This is a genomic window from Arcobacter sp. CECT 8983 (genome assembly GCF_004118855.1).
Classification (GTDB): Bacteria; Campylobacterota; Campylobacteria; order Campylobacterales; family Arcobacteraceae; genus Halarcobacter.
This window is the reverse complement of record NZ_PDKF01000014.1, coordinates 15,700-34,215: the sequence shown is the minus strand read 5'-3', so window position 1 is coordinate 34,215 and position 18,516 is coordinate 15,700. Positions and strand designations below refer to the sequence as shown.

Below are 18,516 nucleotides of genomic sequence, written 5' to 3'. Positions count from 1 at the left end.
TTTTAGTATTAATTTTGAGAATTATAATCATTTAAATATAAAATTAAACTTATACAAAAGTTACATAAATAACTTGTGAAATTATACTATAGAAAAATTGTAGTTAGATTTGTGAATACAGAAGAGTTAGAGTTGTTAAATCTAAAGATTGATTCTTTTATATGAGTTTCAATATTTGTTTTATTTATTCCTCTAAATTTTTTTAATCTACTATTAATAAAATCATTTAATCTATTTTTTGTACTCATATATCCTAAGACAATATATTTATTATTGTTTTCTTTTAATAGCAATTTAGCACAATTTATTTTTCTATTTCTTATTAGACTATTTTTTACTTCATCATCAATTTTAAGATCAAACTCTTTTAATAAGACTATTTCATTGTTATATTCTATGTAGAATATGTAGTTTTTATTTAGTACAAAGTATTTTAAATAAAAATATCTTGGTTTATTTTTGTTTGCTTTTTCTTGTTTGTTAGTAATGAAAGTTCTAAGTTTTTTGTAGTACTTATTTATAGTTACTCTACTAATATTAACTTTTTGTGATGCTTCACTTGCTGTTAAGTCGTCACTAAAACATTTACAAATATTTTCTATAGTTGCAATGTCCATCTTTCTACTTCTTAAATAATAATTATTATCTATATCATAATTTTCCATATTGAATTTTAATAAAAAAAAATGTGGAAAACATGTGTGTAAAACAGTTTATTTAATATTATTATTTACTTATCATGTCCAGCTACTTTGTAATATATCTATAAGAATAAATAAGAAATAATTCGCATATCTTAATTTTAATAATTAATATCATAAAGGAAATAGATGAAAATAACAAGAAGTAGGTTAACTAAGTTATCTCTTTTAACTGCACTTATTTTACAAACTCAAGTGTTAGCAAAGGAAACAGAAGTAAAGAAAAATAATCTTAATACTTTAGACTCTGTAATGATTTATGGAGAACAAGAGAAAACAACATCTGCAACAAAACTAGATATGACAATATTTGAAACACCACAAGCTGTATCAGTGGTATCTGATATACAAATTGATGATTATAATTTAACAGACACAGCAAGCGCTCTTGAACAAGTTTCTGGAGTAAGAGTTGAAAGAACAGAAACTGATCGTACCTATTATAATGCTAGAGGATTTAATATTGTCAACTTTCAATATGATGGTGTGGGTGTTCCTACAAGTGGAACCTTCCATGGAATTGAAGATATGTCAGCTTATGAGCAAGTTGAAGTTGTAAAAGGAGCCACAAGCATTATTAGTTCTTTATCAAATCCTTCTGCAACAGTAAACTTTGTTAGAAAAAAACCAACAGATGAAACTAAGGCTTATATCTCAACTTCATATGGTAGTTGGAATCAAAAAAGAATAGAAGGTGATGTTTCTGGAACAATAATTGATGATAAATTAAAAGGAAGATTTGTTATTGCAAAACAAAAAGGAGACTCATATTTAGATAGATACTCAAGTGATATTACTTCTTTTTATGGTGTTTTAACCAGTGATCTTACAGATACAACTAAAGTAACATTTGGACATAGTATTAATGATAATGATAATAAAGGTATTTCTTCTGGAGCCTTACCACTATTTTATAGTGATGGCACAAAGACAGATTATGATGTGTCAACAAATACAGCACCAGATTGGGCAAGAAAAGAGTTAACTCTTTCTAAAACATTTCTTGAAATAGAACAAGATATTACAACAAACTGGTTAGCAAAAGCAATTTATTCTCATAATAAATTAGAAACTGATTGGGATTGGTTTTATTTAGATGGAAATCCAAATAAAGGAACAAATACAGGATTGTCTTCTCTTGCTTCTAGATATGAAGAAGAAAAAGAAGTAGATGTAATAGATGTTTTTGCTTCTGGATATTTTAAAGCTTTTGGCAAAGAACATAAAGTTGTTTTTGGGGTAAATCATGCAGATATTGATACAACAGCTAAATCAATATACCCATCAACTGGAGGAACTTATTTTCCTATAGGTGGAGATTGGATGAGTGGAAATACTCCTAAACCTACTTTCTATAAACACGACCCAAAAAAAAGTAGTACAGATACAAATGAAAAACAAACAGCATATTATATTTCTTCTAGATTAAATATATTAGATAACTTATCTATTTTATTAGGGGCTAGAGCAATTGATATTAGGCAAGATGGCATTTCATATGGTGCTTCTCAAGAAGTAGATGAAAATGAAGTAGCCTCTTATATAGGTGCAGCTTATGAAGTAATTCCAGGAACTATGTTATTTTCAAGTTATAGTGAAGTATTCAATTCTCAAAGTTATGTAAATGAGAGTTTAAGTCCTTTAGGTGCAGTTGAAGGAAAAAGTTTTGAAGCAGGAATAAAACAAGAGTTAAATGATGGAAATGCAATTTTATCTTTATCATACTTCAAATCGGAACAAGAAAATTTAGGGGAATATGTAAGTCAACATGCAACAGGATTAAATATATATAAAGGAATTTCAGTAGAAAGTGATGGTTTTGAACTTGAATTAGCAGGTGAAGTTTCTGAAGGCTTGAATTTAAGTATGGGATACACATATATAAATATTAAAGATGAAGATGGAAATAAAGCAAGAAGATATATCCCTAAAAAAGAGTTTAAATTATCAAGTGCATATCAACTTTCTTCAGCACCTTTAAGAGTAGGTGCTTCATTAAGATGGCAAAGTGAAATTTATTCAGGAGATAATGAGGCTCAAGACAGTTATGCTTTAATTAATACTTTTGCAAGATATAAAGCTACAAAAAATTTAAGTATAAATTTAAATATAAATAATATTACAGACGAAGAATATAAACTAACTGCACAATGGGGGCAATCAAATTATGGGGCACCTAGAAATGCAACAATTAATCTAAAATATACATTCTAAATATTAAGAGAAGGGCTATGTCCTTTTCTTAGTATATACAAGATAATTAATATTTGTAAATATTATTCTCTTCTTATCATGTTTGGATATTTTACAATTTTCTTCTAAGAATAATTAAGAAATAATTCGCTTATCTTAATTTTAATAATTACTATCAAAAAGGAAATATTTTGAAAACAAGCAATAAAAGAATATTAGGTTTGTCTCTTTGTACAGCCTTCTTAATCCATAGTTCAGTATTCGCAGCTGAAAATGAAAAAGATAAAACATCTCTTGGAACAGTTAATATAGTAAGTTCAAGTGACACAGAATCAACTGGTTCATATACAATTGATTCTATGAAGAGTGCTACACGATTAAATCTATCACCTAAACATACGCCTCAGTCTGTAAGTGTTATAACCAATGAACAAATAAAAGACAGAGGTTTAGAATCTATTGCAGATGTAGTTAATAGTGTAACTGGATTATCTGTAAATAGATCAGATAGTGAAAGACAATCTTTTTCAGCAAGAGGTTTTAATATAAATAATTACCAAATTGATGGAATTACAACAAGTTGGAATTCTGGATACAGTACAGGGGAATCTCAACAAGATTTAACAATTTACGATAGAGTGGAAGTTGTAAGAGGTGCCAATGGTTTAATTAGTGGAGCAGGGGATCCTTCCGCAGCTATTAATTTAATCAAAAAAAGAGCAAATAGTAAAGAGCTAACTGGTAATATAAGTATTGAAGGTGGTAGTTGGAATAAATATAAAGGTAATGTTGATATCTCTACACCACTTACAGATGATGGAAAAATTAGAGCAAGATTTGCTGCAAGTTTAGAAGATAAAGAGTCTTTTGAAGACTATTATGAAAAAGAGAAAAAAGTATTTTATGGAATTGTTGAAGCTGATTTAACTGATAGTACAAAACTTTCTTTTGGAGCAAGTTATCAAGATAATGACCCAAGAGGTAGTATGTGGGGAGGTTTACCTTCTAAATTTTCAGATGGAACAAAAACCAATTGGGATTCTTCTAAAACAACAGCTCCAAAATGGAGTTATTGGGCTTCTGAAAATAAAAACTATTTTATTGAATTAGAACACTATTTTAAAAATGATATTAAAGTATATACAGGCTATTCAAAAACAGAAAATAATGCAGATCTTAAACTTTCATATGCTTATGGAAGCTTAGATAAAAACACGGGATTAGGACTTTCTGGAAGTGGTTATTTAGGTGATTTTGAAAGGGAACAAGATAATATTGATATTTATACTTCTATTCCATTTGAACTTGGAGGACAAGAGCATGAAGTTATAGCTGGGGTAATGTACAGTAAACAAAACTCTGAAGGATATTCTGCAAGTGCATCTGTTGGTTCTTTAGGAAACTTCTTTGAGTGGGATGGAAATATTGCTGAACCAAACTTTGGAAAAAAAGATTTAAAATTAGACTCAGAAACTAAACAACTAGGTGCATACTTAGCAGGTAGATTTTCTATTGGAGATAGTGTAAAATTAATTGCAGGTGCAAGAATTACTGATTATGAAAAAGAAGAAAAAGTTGCAGACTTACATTATGAACATGATAATATTCTTACTCCATACATTGGATTAGTATATGATATAACAGATGACTATTCAATTTATGCAAGTTATACTGATATCTTTAAACCACAAGATGAAAGGGATTCAAGTGGAGGTTTCTTAGATCCAATTGAAGGAAAAAGTTATGAAACTGGAATCAAAGCAGAGTTTTTTGATGACAAGTTAGATGCAAGTTTTTCAGTATTTAGAATTGAACAAGATAAATTGGCTCAAAATGACCCATCAGGAGTATTTGTTCCAGGTACAACATCTGTTGCCAGTGTAGAAGCAGAAGGAACTACAAGTAGAGGTTTTGAAATAGAAATAAATGGTGAAATTACTGAAAATTGGAATTTAAGTGCAGGATATGCTCAATTTATTGCAAAAGATGCAGATAAAAATGATGTTAATCCAAATCAAGCAAGGAAAACATTTAAACTATTTACAAAATATGAACTTGATAAGTTAAGTTTAGGGGCTGGGTTAAATTGGCAAACTTCAACTGAAAATAGTGGAGTATATCAAGAAGCTTATACTATTGTTGATGCAATGGCAAAATATAGATTTAATAAAAATTTATCAGCACAATTAAACATCAATAATGTATTTGATGAAGAGTATTATTCAAATGTAGGTTTCTATAGTCAAGTGGCTATTGGTGCACCTAGAAGTGCTATGCTTTCTTTAAAATATTCTTTCTAAACTTAATAACTAAAGGGAGTTTTCTCTTTAGTTATATCTCAATTATGATAATAACTATTAATATTTAATAAGAATATTGTATAATTCTTTCCATGTTAAAAGAAGAGTACAAAAAACTAAAAGTTCTATATGTAGAAGATGAAGATTTTATTAGAGAAAATGCAGTCTCATATTTAAAAAGATTTTTTGAAAATGTTTATGAAGCAAATGATGCTTTTACTGCACTTGATATTATCGAAAAAGAAAAACCTCATTTAGTAATTACAGATATAAAAATGCCAAAACTAAGTGGCTTAGATATGGTTAGAAAAGTTAGACAAAGTGATAAAAAAACCCAATTTATAGTACTTTCTGCTTTTACTGACAAAAACTATTTACTTGATGCTATTGATTTAGGTTTAGTAAAATATCTTACAAAACCCATTAAGCATGATACAATTTTTCCTTTGCTTTTACAATGTGCAAAAGAGAGTTTTGAAGATGAAAACAATAAAAAATATATAGCAAATAATGTTTACTATGATAGTTTTGAAAGTATTTTAAAAGTTGATGAAAAAGAAGTTAGATTAACAAAAAATGAAATAGTTCTTTTAGATCTTCTTTGTAAAAAATATCCTAAAGCTGCAACCTATGAACAACTACAAAGTGATATTTGGCAAGATGAATATATGAGTGAAAATGCAGTAAGACTTTTAATAAGAGATTTACGAAAAAAACTTCCCACAAACTGTATTAAAAATATATCCAAATTAGGATATAAAATAGAATTATATAAATGAAAAAACTTTTTATTTTAATTTTCTTTTTTTCTTTTTTATATGCAGATAAGTTTGATGTGATTGAGTCAGTAAAAATATCTGAAGATTTCGTTAATTTTAAAAATGCAAAATATTTAGACTACAAAGAAAAAAAGCTTAAACAGTTTGCTATAAAAGTAAAATTAAAAAAGAAAACCTATCTTAATAAAAACTATTATTTAACGGTTATCTCTGATTATGAAGACTTATTTTACACAAATACAAAGCATAAGAACTATAATCACATGATGTTAATAGAACTTAATAAAACTACACCCAAAGTTTTATATTTTGAGTATAAATATGATACTCCTAAAAGACCAGGTTTTAGAGTAAAAGTAATCTCTGAAAGTGAATATAAAAACATATTACCCTATGAAGGTATAATTTATGGTGTAGCTTATGGAATCATATTTTGTGCTTTTTTGTACTATTTTATAATCTATTTTTCTATAAGAAAGAAATATTTTTTATATTATTCGATAATGCAACTTTTTGTACTTTTATCTTTGATAGGATTTATGATAGTAAGTTTTAAACCATACCCAACAATACTTGCTCAAACTATAATAGATATATTAGAAAATTTAAGTTTTATTTTTACTTTACTTTTTGCAAAAGAGATTTTAAATGCAAAAAGTAAGCTCTCTTTTTCATATAATTTAATAAACTTTTTTTTATGGATAAATATAATTGATATAGGAATTATTCTTTTTATTAATTACTCTTTGTTATATGAATATATGCCTTTTTATATAAGTTTTTTAATTCCTTCTTTATTAGGTTTACTTTCAATCATAAAGGGAAATAAAAATGCTATTATTTACACTATTGGTTGGAGTTTTATGGCAACTTTTGTTTATATAGCAGAAAATGATTTAATACCTTTTAGTGGAATTTATATTGTTCATTTTGCAGCTCCAATGGAATCATTGATTTTTACTTTAGCACTTGCTTTTACTCTAAGGAAAATACAAAAAGATAAAAATGAAAAAGAGAAATTATTAATACATAAAGAAAAATTAGCCTCAATGGGAGAGATGATAAATAATATTGCCCATCAATGGAGACAACCACTTACTCACCTTAGTTTTATAAATATGAATTTGCAAATGGCATCTTATGATAAGAAGCTTACAAAAGAGTATTTAAATGAGAAGATAGAAGAGTCAAATACTCAATTAGAATTTATGTCAAACACAATTGATAGTTTTAGAGATTTTTATAAGCCACAAAAAGAAAAAGAAAACTTTTATTTATCAAAGGCAGTAAAACAAGCAGTTGATATTATGTCTGAATTATTAAAAAAACAGAATATAGATTTAGAACTTGATATTAGAAAAGATAAAAAAGTTTATGCCTACGAAAATGAATATTCTCAAGTTGTTTTAAACCTAATAACAAATGCAAAAGATGTTTTAATTCAAAGACAAATAGAAGATGCAAAAATAAAAATTACAATAGATAGTTATTTTGATAAGTCTTTCACTACTGTTTGCGATAATGCAGGAGGAATAGAAAAAGCTCATTTAAACAAAATTTTTGAACCATATTTTACTACAAAAGATAAAGGCAGTGGAATAGGACTTTATATGTCTAAGACAATAATCAACTCTCACTTTAAAGGGAAGCTAAGAGTTGAAAATAAAAAAGAAGGTGCGTGCTTTACAATAGAGGTTTAGTCTTCTCTACCATAAAGTTCAGAAGCCTCCTGTATAATTAAAAAAGCATCCTGATCATGTTTTTTAGTGATACTTTTTAAAAGTTGTAATTTTGATATATCCACAAGTACGAGTATCAAAGTCTTACTTTTCTCTTGTTTTAGATTGTATCCATTAACTATTGTTCCATGTTCTCCAAGTTTCTCATCAATTTCTTTACTTAATTCTCTTACACTATTTGTAACAATTGTTACAGATTTTTGAGCAGGCTTTCCTGATAATAAAATATCAATTATTCTAGAAGTGATGTAAATACCTATCACAGAAAATAGTGACTTTTCAAGGTCATTATAAACAAATATTGACCAAAACATAATAAGTCCATCTATGAGTAAAAGTATTTGAGAAGTTTTAAAGCTACATTTTTGAGCTATAACTTCTGCAAGAATAGTTGTTCCTCCTGTTGAAGCTTTTGCTAAAAGAATAAGTCCAACTCCTAAACCTACTAATAAACCTCCAAAAATAGCTGCTAAAATAGTCTCATCAGTTGCAGGTTGTATTTTTAAAACTTCCCTTAAAAGATCAGTAAATAAAGAGATAAGTGTAATAGAAATTAAAGTTTTAAATACAAAAGATTTTCCAAAATATTTCATTCCAATTAAAATTAGAGGAATACTTACAATGGCAATCCATACACCAAGTGTAAATTGAGGAAATAACTCATGTAAAAGTTGAGCTAGTCCTACTCCTCCACCTGTAATAACACTATTTGGATTTAAGAAAGTAGTTGTTGCATAAGCAATAATAAATGAGCCAGCAATTAGATAAAAAAGTTTTTTCAATTTTTAAGTTCCTTTTTTGCTCGAATTATAGATAAAATAGATAGTTTTTTCTTTACTATTCTTGTTTAAAAAATTTACTATTCTTGCTTAAAATAATTTTATTAAGTTATAATAACTCTATGAAAAAAGATACTCTAAAAAGACATAGTCAAATTGCAAATGATGTTATGCACTATATTTATAGATATATTAGTACAGATATAAATCTTGATGAATTAAGTATGAATTTAAGTATTAGCAAATTTCACATGCATAGAGTATTTAAAGAAGAGTTTGAACAAAATATTTATGAAACAATAAAAGAAGTTAGACTTCAAAAAGCAGCAAGTTTACTTTTAACAAACAAAAGTTCAACTATTTCAAATATTGCAAGAAATTGTGGCTATTCTTCTCAAGCAGCATTTATTCGAGTATTTAAAGAGATGTTTAAAACAACTCCTAAACGTTGGAGAAATGGAGAATATAAAGAGATTTTTTTAAGAAAAAGTCTAAAAAAGTTAGATATTAAACCTAAAATATTAAAATTTCAATCAAAAAAAGCTTACTATATAAGACATAAAGGAACTAAAAAAGAGTTTGATAACTCTTGGGAGAAGTTAAATACTTGGATTTTAATAAAAGGATATAAAAACTTCAATAAAATCAATTTTTTTCATGATAATTTAGCATTAAAAGATTTTGAAAATAGTCGTTTTGTATCTGCAATTATTTTTGATGAAGAATTAGTAGAAGATAGTTTTCCTTATCTTACTATGCCAGAACAAATCTGCGCTAGGTTTAGTTTTAGTGGCAGTAAAACAGAGTTTGTAGATTTTATTTTTTGGGTTTATTTTGATTGGTTGATAAATAGTGGTTATGAAGCAAATACTGAACCTTCATTTATTATATATAAAAATGATTCTTATTTAACAAATGAAGGAATTATTGACTTAGATTTTTATCTAGCTATTTCAATGTAGGTTTTTACTTTTTATTTGTGCAGTTAACATTTTTGTATTTCTAGCACTAAAATATAAAGTTAGAGCAAGAAGGATAAAAGCTATAGAAAATAGTACAATAACAGAAGTATTTACTATTGTTCCTTGTTGGTTTTGAGAAAGTTTTTTACTTGAAGTTTCCATTGATGCTTTTTTTGCAAAACCTTCAAGGGGTGCAAAACCTTCTTTTACAACTGTATGCCCTGGACCTCCATCAAGTACAACTTGGTACTGTTCTTTTGGTATTTCAATTGTAAGTTCACTCTCCTCGGGAAGTCTTTTTTGGAATAAAACTTCTCCTGAAACTAGTGACTCTAATTTTACTAAAGCACCTACTGTTTTTTCTCCTGTACTAAAGGCTCCAACTACTGTAATTGTATTGTCTTCATTATCTATTACATCCATAAGTAAGGTGTGTGCATTTAAACTTATGCTTAATAGTAAAAAAACAAGTATTGATTTTATTTTCATTATTTATCCTTTTTTTTAGAAAATAGAAGTTTAAACTCTTCTCTATTATTTGGTATTTTAAATCCTAAAAGTAAAAGTAAAAAACCAAAAATGAATAGAGCGATATCAACATTTAAAATGATAAACATATTGTTTGTAAATAGGCTAATAGGAGAAAACCCTGATACATAAAAATGAACAAGTGGAGTTATCATAAATAAAATCGCACCTAAAACTAAAAACTCTTTTGCTGCTTTAAAGGAACAAATTCTATAAAAAGCCCAAGTTAAAGTACTAAGCCAAGCAATAAAGAATAATCCTTTTTGCCAAAACATCCTATCTTGTAAATCAAATGGTAAAATCCATTGAAGTAAAAAAATAAATCCAGTTGCAGGAATAACTCCAATCATAACGGCTAAAGATAGTTTTCCAAACCAATGATAAAAAGGGATTTTATTATCAAATTTTTTAGCTTTTTTCTCTAAGAAAAGCAATACCCCAAAACCAATTGCTATACCACAAATAGCCATTATTGTTGCAATAATAGTTCTTACAACAATATCAACTCCAAAAAGTAAGTGTAAGAAGTATAAGGTATCTGCAAATAGACTTGTCCAGTTTCCATCAAGTACTTTTTTATACTCAATTAAACTTCCATCAACACCACTTAAAACAACAACTGGATTATTATAAACTCCATTTAGAAATGGAAAGTTTGGATTATATCCCGTAAGTTCAACTTGGGCAGAACTATCTTTCCAGTTGATTAGTTTTATTTTGTCAAAGTTAATACTTGGATTTACATCTTCTGCTTTTTGAATAAGCTCACTAATAGGAAGCATAGAAACTTGCTCATCATTTCTTTTTACTAAAGCTCTTTGGGGTCTTAATATAGGACCAACTGCTTGCCAAGTATTTGAGATTTCACCCTTTGAAGAGATATATGTCATTAAAGTTGAGCCTGTATATCCAATATTCATATAAGCTCCTGTAAGTGTAACTATTACAAAAGGAGCAAATAACCAGATAAAAACTTTTCTATGATATTTAGAAAACTTTCCTTGATGATTTTTAGGATTATTATTATACTTTAAATGATAAACTTGAATTAAACCACCAATAATTAAAAGCATAACTGATACTGCAACTAAACCAAATACAACATATCCAGCAGTCATAAAAGGTCTTCCATAGTGCATATGGTTTAAAAATCTTGCAAGTTGAGAATTATCGCCTTCATCATCAACTCTTTGCATTGTTTTTGGATTGAAAACAACTGGTTCTACAAACATATGATTAACTTTTAAAGCTGGGTCATTAAAATATCCTGGCAGTTCTATAATGATATTATTTGTAGGAAAATTTGGATCACTAATAACGGGGTCAATCATCTTTGAATAGTTTATCTCTTTGATATTTGCAGCTTCAAAGTGTCTTGAAGGTTTTTCCCATGTTTGAATATATGGTAAGAAAATTGCAAAAATACCAAAAAATACGCACATATACATAAATAAAGAGGCGCTAATTCCTACACTTACATGTATTCTTTGTAATCTTTGTTTAAATAACTTATTTACATTTTTCATAAACTAGCTTCCTAAAATAAAAAATAAAATTGCAATTATACAAATGAAACTAGGAATAAATACCCTTTTAAGTGCAATTAGTTTTGTGTGAGATAGTGCTATCCAAAAAGAAAGCACAGCCCATAATAAAGTATAAAAATATATTGGAATTACTAAAGATTCTCCTAAGGGAATAGGTGTCAAAAAAGTTAGTAAAGTCATAGATAAATACGACACAAGTAAACCACCAAAAATAGAACATAAAGTTCTAAGTAAACCAATATTTTTGCCACTTTTTTCTGGAATTGATAAATTCTTATAAATAGATTTAAAATTCTGTTTCAAAAATACTACCTTTATTTAATTTTGAGAATTATAATCAATTAAAGTAAAAAAAGACTTAATATATTTTTTACCATGATAAGTAAAATTTTATAGCATTTAGTTGAGTACTACTAAAAGCAGACTCAACTAAAAGATTATTTTGCTTCAAAATCAAAATATTTTATTGGAAGTTTAAAGTAAATAAAAATATAAATTAATCCTAATATTAATAAAGTGATATCAACGAATCCAATTATATATAGGTCTTTAGCAAAAAGTGTAATAAAGTTAAAGCCACTAAATAATTGATGAGCTAAAACAGAAAGTATTAAGAATATTCCTGCAACTAAAGAGGAGTACTTTGATACAATATATATGTTCTTCTTTATTAAAATAAATATAAATACCAGTATAAATGTTGCATAAAAAATTACTTCTTGAGTACTAAAAAGTGAATCAATTAAATAAAAATGCATATACTTTTTAGGTATTGTCCATGCAGTTAAAAATAGGGCAGAACTACTAATAATAGAACCTAAAATAATTGTAAAAGAAATAGGTTTTAATACTTTATAAGTAAAGCTGTCTTTCTTTTGTCTAAATAGCCATAAAAAGGCTGAATAAACAAGTCCAAAAAGAATAACAATACAAATTAAACCAAAAATTATTCTTGGAATATCACTAAAAGTTCTTAGGTAATGAAGGTAAAAAATTGAATCTAAAGTCTTCTCTGCAAAAGTTCCATCTTTTGCAAATTTTTTATCTATTACTTTTCCAGTAGCACCATTTAATACTACATATGATTCATTTGTCATAGAGCTTACAAATATATTTTTAGGTTCATATCCAATGAATTTTACCCTTGTATTTATGTCATTTAGATTGTATAGTTGAATTTCATAAAACCTTATATTGTCAAATTCATTTAAAGCTTTTTTATAAAGTTTATTTAAATCCATAGTTTTTGTATATTGGGTTTTTTTTATAGGTTTTAAATCAGGATCAACTAGAATATTTTTTTTTACTTTTAAAATATTTGCAGTTTTACCATTGGTAAAATAACTTGTTAGTAAAGGTGAACTATAAACACCTAAATTAAATAAGGCTCCTGTAATACCAAATATAAGAATAAAAGGTAAGGTATATAAAGACAAAAGTCTATGGTATTTTGCAAAGAAGCCTCTTACTGTTTTTGTTTTTGCATTTTTATATTTATTTTTTATAATCAATAAAATTCCACTTAAGCATAAAAATACAACTGCTACAGACATAAAGCCAAATATGATTTTAAATATAATTGAATTAAAGATTGCACCAGTATGAATTTTGTCAAAAAACTTTGAAATAGTGAATGATTTTTGTCTAACTCTTTTACATGTATTTGGGTCTAAATGAAAGTTTGGTCTATTTTTAACAATCATTAGGTTTGTTGCTTTTACTTCCAATGCAGGCAGAGTTAATTTTATTAAATCACTTCTAACTTTTTTGCCATTTTCTCCAAAATAGGTTCTTTGGGGTATTTGTTTAACACATTGGTTTAAATCTATATCTTTAAAGGCAATATTTGGTATATGTTTTTTTGCATCTTCCCATAAATTAATATAAGGTTGAAAAATTGTTAAAATACCAAAAAAAAGTGAGATGAAGAAAAATAAAAGTATATTTATCCCAATTAGTTTATGAATATTAAATAGTTTCTTTTTCATTATCTAACCTATTATATAAAGTAGTGAATAAAATAATATAAATGGAATCAATGTTTTTAAGATTGCATTTAATTTAGTTTTAGACATTACAATCCAAAGTGCAAAAATTGACCAGAAAACTGGAAGAAGAATAATTGCTATTACAATATTTTCGAAAGTACTAAAAGTCAAAAAAGTTGTAATATACATAATACAAAGATATGCAACTGCCAATCCTCCAAAAAGAGATAGACTTATTCTTAAGAATCCAAGTTCATTATTATTGTCTTTTTTTAAAATATTTAAATTAATGATAATTCCTTTTAAATCTTTTTATAAATGGTAAAAAATCACCATTTATATTCAAAGTTAATACCAACTACTCTTGGAGCTCCTACTCTATATCTATAGTTAGAACCTGATTTTTGCTTATCTGTATAGTATGTTTTATCAAATAGATTATTTGCAAATAAAGAGATTTCCCAATCTTTTTGTTTATAACCAATTTTTGTATCAACAACTGTATAAGGGCTAACTTTTAATGTATTTTCACTATTAGCATATGAACTCCCTGAATATCTTAAGTTTGTTGCTAAATAAACATTTTGATCATTTTCCCAATATACTCCCGTATTAGCTGTAAAGTTTGGTGTTTGTGCAAACTCATTGCCTGCATAATTTGTTCCATTGTTTTCATATTTTTTGTATTCAGTGTCAATATATCCTAGACTTGTATTTAATCTAAATTTAGGATTTATATAGTAAGTAGCTTCAAGTTCTAAACCTTTTAGTTCTGATTCTCCTGCATTTTCAATATATTCATCTTCTGCAAGTCCAGAGTTTCCAGAAACACTTAATTGTCTATCTTCCCATTTAGTATAGAAGATATTTGCATTAGCAATTAAAGCATCATCTAACCATTTACTTTTAAATGATAATTCATAATTATTTGTAAACTCTGCATCATACTGTTTTGAACTACCTTGCACTGGGTTAACAGAAACTCCCCCAGGTCTATACCCTTTAGAATATGTAAATCCAGTATTAATATTTTCAGTTAATTTATAGTTAAATCCTATTTTTGGAAGGATATTATCAAGTTTACTCTCAGCTTTATCATTACCTGGACCAACAAGGTTATTAATTGCATTATCTACAACACCATTTATACCAGCACCTAAATCTACGCTTCTTTTAATAGCTAAATCTGAAGTATTTTCTCTTTTATCTCTATCTGCTCTTAATCCTGTTATAATTGTTAACTTATCAGTTAATTGATAGTCTGAATTTAAAAACAGTGCATAGTTATGAAACTCTTCATATGTAGATTGATCATATTTTATTTTTAATCCTGCAAAAAGACTACTAGCATCTGCATCTGTAATATTATAAGTTCTGTCATTTTTCCCATTTGCATAATATAGTCCAATACTTGCTTTTAGTTTATCACCTTTATAATCTACTCTAAATTCTTGAGTAAAATCTTTATTTTCATTTTCCATATCAATAGTTGATAAACCACGGTCTTCATCTCTATCTGTTTTTCTATCGTGGTCAGTATCAGTAAAAGTTGTAATAGCTTTGAAATCCCATTTTTCATTTAAATATGTTTTGTATTCTAAGGAATGAGTATTAACTTTTGTTTGATAATATCCATCAGTATTCCAAATATTGATTCTTTTTTCTGGATCACCTGTAACTAAAGTATTACCATTATCATTTTTATTTGTATGTGAAGTTGTAAATAGTACTTGACTATCATCACCAATTAAATAAAGAAGTTTTCCTCTTAAGTTTAAACTTCTATTTTCTGAAAAATCATCTTCATTTAAATTCTTATTTTCAAGATATCCATCACTTCCTTTTCTTTGAGCAGTTAATCTAAAAGCTAAGTTTTCTGTAATTGGTCCTGTTTGCATTAATGAAAGGGATTGTGAATTGTATGAGCCATATGATATTCTTCCCTTTCCTTTATGATTAAATTCTGGATCTTTTGTTTTTAAAACTACTGCTCCTGCAAGCGAGTTTCTTCCTTGTGAAGTTGATTGAGGTCCTCTTAATATTTCAACTTGTTCCATATCCCAAGTTGTTAAAGTATCAGCAGAAATGGAAAAAAAACTAAGTGGTGCTCCATCTAATGTAAAGTTTGTTGTTCCAATACCTGTGTTTGTATCATATGAATCAATTCCTCTAATTTTATATCCCCAGCCTGTAGATTGTACATTTGCACTTTGATTGATTACACCTGAAAGGTCTTCATAGTTTGTATTGTTTTCTAAAAGCTTGCTGTCAAATACCTGAATACTTGAGGTACTTTCCTGTAAACTTCTATCAAGTTTATCTCCCATAATCGTTATTTCATTTAGTTTTTCTGTTGCATTTAGAACTGTTGTTAAACTAATAGTTGCTAAACAAACAGATGTGAATTTGCTTAATTTCATTTTATTTCCTTAATAAAAACAAGAATCATTCTTAATTTGTGTGGGCGAAATTTTAATAAAAAAGAGTGTCCAAAATATGTCCATCTAAAAAAATTATATAACTATATAAAACGAAGTACCTTCTTTAGAACTTTCCAGGCTTATTTCACCTTTTAAATGGGATTGAACTATTATTTTTGACATATAAAGTCCAATACCACTATTTTTATTTTTTGTAGAAAAATAAGGTTCAAATATTTTATTTATAATCTTTTTTTCAATTCCATAAGCATTATCACTAATTTTTAAGCTACTCTTTTTATCTTCTGTTTGGCTAAGCTCAATTTTTATTTGGGGATGACTTTTTTTTGATTCTAAAAGAGCATCTTTTGCGTTAGTTAAGATATTTAAAATAACTTGAATATATTCATTTTCATATGAATTTAGTTCTTTATCTTTTTTTATTTCAAAAGATAGTTTTATAGATTCTAAACTTGGATTTATAATATTTATTGCTTTTTTAACTGTATTGCTAAGTAGAAATTTTTGTCTTTTTTTATTGGGTTGATAAAAACCTTTAAAATCATCTAATGTATTAGACATAAAATCAATCTGTTTTGTAGAGTCTTCTATTATTTGATATAGATATTTCTTATTTAAATCATTATTTTGTATAGCTAGTTGTAAATCCATGTTTATAAAGGATAGATTTGCAAGAGGTTGTCTCCATTGATGGGCAATATTATTTAGCATTTCTCCCATAGAAGCTAACTTGTTTTGTTGTATAAAAAGTTTTTCTTTTTCTCTTTTTTCTTTTATCATAAGCTTCAATTTATAGCCTAAATAACTACTTAAAATTAAAGATTCTAAAGGTAGCCCAATAGCTAAAATTAGATTATCATTTATATCAACTAACTGATATTGCTCAATAAGAAGGCAAAGTAGAATTAAAACCCAACCTAAAATAAAATATATAGATTCTTTAAAACCTTGAAAATAAGAAATAATACTAAATGAAATCAAGACTGCAATTAACAATGGAATAGATATTATTTCATATAAGACAGTATCTTCAAAAATAAAAATAAGAAGAATATCCATTAAATTTAAAAATATTAGAATATCAAATATAGCCCTTATATATTTTTTGTATTTGTTAAATGAGAGAACTTCTTTTGAAAATAAAATTATAGCAATAATAGTGATATCTTTTAATGCAAAATCTAAGACATTTTCTATATAGCTATATGCAAGATGAGTATTCATATAGTTTCTAAAAATCAAAATTGAAAGAATAGAAATCTGTAAATATGAATAAAATAAAACAGATTTAATTTTAGTGTTTAAATAGATAATAAAACTATATAAAAATGCACAAAAGATAATACCATAGGAAATACCCATAATTGTTTCTACGTGTTTTGAGAGTACTTCATATTCAAATTGTGAAATAACAACAATATTAATATCAAGTGTTTTTTCTTTTTTTGATTTAAATTCAAAATAGATTTCATTAGGTGAATTTTTATTTATCTTGAAAATAATTCCGTCTTTTTCAATATTGTATTTAATATTACTATTAATTAATTCTTCTTTATTACATCTAAATTTTATGTAATATTGTTTATGTAAAAACTCTTCATTATCTAAAATTAGCTTGATTGAATAGTTTTTAAATTTTTCTTTTTTTAGAATCTTTGATGAAATATTTTGATATGCTTCTTTTTGATTTTTTAGTAATATTTCAATATTTAAATCACGTAGATAAGAGGCTTTTAAATTTGAAAAAAATAGTAGTAATATAAAACAAAATCTACCTAAAGACATCTAATTTTATATCCTAGTTTTGAAATATTTATTAAGCTATCTTTAGGAAGTTTTTTTCTTAGTTTTTTAACTAATGTTCTTAATGCATTTTCACTCATAATCGAGTCATACCAAATAATATTTTCTATCTCTTCATAACTAACTATTCTATCTTTATTTATACAAAGTAGTTCTAATAATGTGCGTTCATTATTTGATAACTTTATTTCTTCATTTTTATTTATCAATACCTTTTCTTTTATTTTAAAATAGCACTCATGTGAAAAAGAAATAGAGTCTGAATCTAATTCTCTTAAATTATTAGCACATTTAAGTAAAACAGGGTAGATATCCTCATGTTTGATAGGCTTTGTTAAATATTTTACAAGATTTAGTTCAATTGCTTCAAGTAAATATTTAGTATCTAAAAATGCTGATAAAACAACTATTTGACATTTTTTGTCTTCTTGTCTTATTTTTTTCAAAAGTTCAAGTCCTGACATCTCTTCCATTTTTATATCTGTAACAATAATATGGGGTTTTTCACTTTTGAAAATATTTAAAGCTTCTAAGGCACTCTTTGCAACAAGCGTTGTTTCAAAAATTCTATTAAAATATGATAAAGCATATTTTCTTACATTTGCCTCATCTTCTACATATAACAGTTTTAAATTTTTTAAAGGATTATTACTCATAAATAGAAGTTTAACAAAAAATATCTTAATCTTGATAATCGTTATTGATTTAATATTCTATTTTTCTTCTAAAGCCTTCATATAGTAAAAATTAGATAAA

At 26.5% G+C, this 18,516-nt stretch carries 14 protein-coding genes; 5 read left to right on the top strand and 9 right to left on the bottom strand.

Annotated elements, in window-relative coordinates; translation table 11 throughout:
- Positions 1-86: 86 nt before the first annotated feature.
- Entirely contained in the window at positions 87-617 is a 531-nt protein-coding gene (locus CRV01_RS12320) for a hypothetical protein (RefSeq protein WP_129008534.1), read from the bottom strand.
- Between the two features lie 213 nt (positions 618-830).
- Here CRV01_RS12320 and CRV01_RS12315 point away from each other — a divergent pair, with 213 nt between their 5' ends.
- From CRV01_RS12315 to CRV01_RS12300, 4 genes are all read left to right on the top strand, one after another.
- Positions 831-2,915 (top strand): TonB-dependent siderophore receptor, encoded by a 2,085-nt coding sequence (locus tag CRV01_RS12315; RefSeq protein WP_129008533.1) that lies wholly within the window; start codon positions 831-833, stop codon positions 2,913-2,915.
- A gap of 170 nt (positions 2,916-3,085) precedes the next feature.
- On the top strand, positions 3,086-5,194 hold the full coding sequence (locus tag CRV01_RS12310; protein WP_258238407.1) for a TonB-dependent siderophore receptor: 2,109 nt from the start codon (positions 3,086-3,088) through the stop codon (positions 5,192-5,194).
- A 92-nt stretch (positions 5,195-5,286) separates the two neighbouring features.
- Positions 5,287-5,973: a response regulator transcription factor gene (locus tag CRV01_RS12305; RefSeq protein ID WP_129008532.1), complete on the top strand. Its 687-nt coding sequence runs from the start codon at positions 5,287-5,289 to the stop codon at positions 5,971-5,973.
- Entirely contained in the window at positions 5,970-7,673 is a 1,704-nt protein-coding gene (locus CRV01_RS12300; RefSeq protein ID WP_129008531.1) for a sensor histidine kinase, read from the top strand. Before CRV01_RS12305 ends, CRV01_RS12300 begins: the two co-directional genes overlap by 4 nt.
- On the opposite strand, the gene CRV01_RS12295 is transcribed toward CRV01_RS12300, so the two are convergent.
- A complete protein-coding gene (locus CRV01_RS12295) occupies positions 7,670-8,494 on the bottom strand; it encodes a YitT family protein (RefSeq protein ID WP_129008530.1) in 825 nt (274 codons plus the stop codon). The genes CRV01_RS12300 and CRV01_RS12295 overlap by 4 nt on opposite strands.
- Before the next feature lie 119 nt (positions 8,495-8,613).
- Between CRV01_RS12295 and CRV01_RS12290 the strand changes: the two genes are divergently transcribed.
- Complete coding sequence (locus tag CRV01_RS12290; RefSeq protein WP_129008529.1) at positions 8,614-9,453, top strand: GyrI-like domain-containing protein; 840 nt, start codon at positions 8,614-8,616, stop codon at positions 9,451-9,453.
- Here the strand turns inward: CRV01_RS12290 and CRV01_RS12285 are convergent.
- From CRV01_RS12285 to CRV01_RS12255, 7 genes are all read right to left on the bottom strand, one after another.
- Entirely contained in the window at positions 9,445-9,942 is a 498-nt protein-coding gene (locus tag CRV01_RS12285) for a hypothetical protein (protein WP_258238406.1), read from the bottom strand. The two genes, CRV01_RS12290 and CRV01_RS12285, sit on opposite strands and share 9 nt — an antisense overlap.
- Positions 9,942-11,507: a PepSY-associated TM helix domain-containing protein gene (locus tag CRV01_RS12280; protein WP_129008528.1), complete on the bottom strand. Its 1,566-nt coding sequence runs from the start codon at positions 11,505-11,507 to the stop codon at positions 9,942-9,944. The genes CRV01_RS12285 and CRV01_RS12280 overlap by 1 nt, the downstream gene beginning before the upstream one ends.
- A gap of 3 nt (positions 11,508-11,510) precedes the next feature.
- Positions 11,511-11,831, bottom strand: a complete 321-nt coding sequence (locus tag CRV01_RS12275) for a hypothetical protein (RefSeq protein ID WP_129008527.1) — start codon at positions 11,829-11,831, stop codon at positions 11,511-11,513.
- Between the two features lie 134 nt (positions 11,832-11,965).
- Complete coding sequence (locus CRV01_RS12270) at positions 11,966-13,516, bottom strand: PepSY-associated TM helix domain-containing protein (RefSeq protein WP_129008526.1); 1,551 nt, start codon at positions 13,514-13,516, stop codon at positions 11,966-11,968.
- A gap of 329 nt (positions 13,517-13,845) precedes the next feature.
- The gene (locus CRV01_RS12265; RefSeq protein ID WP_129008525.1) at positions 13,846-15,936 is read right to left on the bottom strand and encodes a TonB-dependent receptor; all 2,091 of its coding nucleotides are present in this window, start codon (positions 15,934-15,936) and stop codon (positions 13,846-13,848) included.
- Between the two features lie 93 nt (positions 15,937-16,029).
- Positions 16,030-17,742, bottom strand: coding sequence for a HAMP domain-containing sensor histidine kinase (locus tag CRV01_RS12260; protein ID WP_129008524.1), 1,713 nt, complete (start codon positions 17,740-17,742; stop codon positions 16,030-16,032).
- On the bottom strand, positions 17,733-18,416 hold the full coding sequence (locus CRV01_RS12255; protein WP_129008523.1) for a response regulator transcription factor: 684 nt from the start codon (positions 18,414-18,416) through the stop codon (positions 17,733-17,735). The genes CRV01_RS12260 and CRV01_RS12255 overlap by 10 nt, the downstream gene beginning before the upstream one ends.
- Positions 18,417-18,516 lie beyond the last annotated feature (100 nt).